Below are 1,278 nucleotides of genomic sequence, written 5' to 3' on the forward strand. Positions count from 1 at the left end.
GCGATCAGGGAAGGGGCGCGGTATGGCGGTGTCCGGCCGGGCACGGGAGGGCGGCGCGTCGCGGGCGCGGTGGGCCGTCGGTGTGGTCTTCGCGGTGCACGGCGCCGCGAGCGGTACGTTCGCCACCCGCATCCCGTGGATCCGGGAGCGGCTGGAGATCGGCACCGGGCTGCTGGGGCTGGCGCTCGCGTGCGCGACGGTCGGCGCGGCGCTGGCCATGCCGTTGGCGCCCCGGCTGGCCCTGCGGTACGGGCAGCGGCGGGCGCTGCGGCTGCCGGCGCTGCTGTGCTGCCTGGGTCTGCTGCTGCCCACGCAGGCGCCGGCACTGGTGTGGCTGTGCGCGGCGATGCTGCTCTTCGGCGGTTCGCTCGGGTTGCTGGACGTGGCGATGAACGCGCAGGGCGTGGAGGTGGAGGAGCGGCTGGGGCGGCCGGTGATGTCCGGGTTGCACGGCCTGTGGAGCGTGGGCACGCTGATCGGCGGCGCGGTGGGTGCCGGCGCGGCGCATCTGGGGGTGGACGGCCGGCTGCACGCGGCGCTCGTGGCGCCGGTGTTGCTGGTCGTGGCGCAGCTGGCCGCCGGGCGGACACCGGACAGTGTGCCGGTGGTGGACGCCAAGGCGCCCCCGCACTTCGCGGTGCCGCCGCGCGGCGTGCTGCTGGTCGGACTTCTCGGGTTCTGCGCGGTGTTCGCGGAGGGCGCGGCGATGGACTGGTCGGGCGTCTATCTGCGGGACGTCACCGACGCCTCCCCCGGGCTGGCCGCCGGGGCCTACACCGCGTTCGTCTGCACGATGGCGCTCACCCGACTGGGTGGTGACGCGCTGGTCCGCCGGTGGGGCCCGGTGACGACCGTGCGGGCGGGTGGGGTGCTGGCGGTCGCAGGCGGCGCGCTGGTGACGGCGGCCGGTACGCCGGCGGTCGCGGTCGCCGGCTTCGCGCTGCTGGGGGTGGGTATCGCGGTGGTGGTGCCGTTGTGCTTCGCCGCCGCCGGACGTTCGGCGGCGGTGCCCGGCCAGGCGATCGCCGGGGTGGCCACGCTCGCCTACGCGTCGGGGCTGGCCGCGCCGGCGCTGGTGGGCTGGATCGCGGAGTTGACGAGTCTGTCGGTGTCCTTCGCGGTGGTGACACTGCTCGCCTCCGGCCTGGTGTGGGGCGCCGGGCTGCTGCGGCCCAGGCCGCGCACGGCGGCGCGCGGCGGCACCGAGACGGGGCTGCGTGCCGGCTCCTCCTGAGCGGCGCCGGTCGGCGGCGATGGGGCGGTGACGTGTGCGGTGGG

The 1,278-nt window shown here is 77.0% G+C and carries 1 protein-coding gene; it reads left to right on the forward strand.

Going from position 1 to position 1,278, the window contains the following annotated elements:
• The coding region (locus FNX44_RS26970) for an MFS transporter (RefSeq protein WP_438948049.1) at nucleotides 1-1,234 on the forward strand (1,234 nt) is incomplete at its 5' end.
• Between the last annotated feature and the right edge of the window lie 44 nt (nucleotides 1,235-1,278).

The sequence above is a fragment of the Streptomyces alkaliterrae genome, assembly GCF_007097205.2.
Classification (GTDB): domain Bacteria; phylum Actinomycetota; class Actinomycetes; order Streptomycetales; family Streptomycetaceae; genus Streptomyces; species Streptomyces alkaliterrae.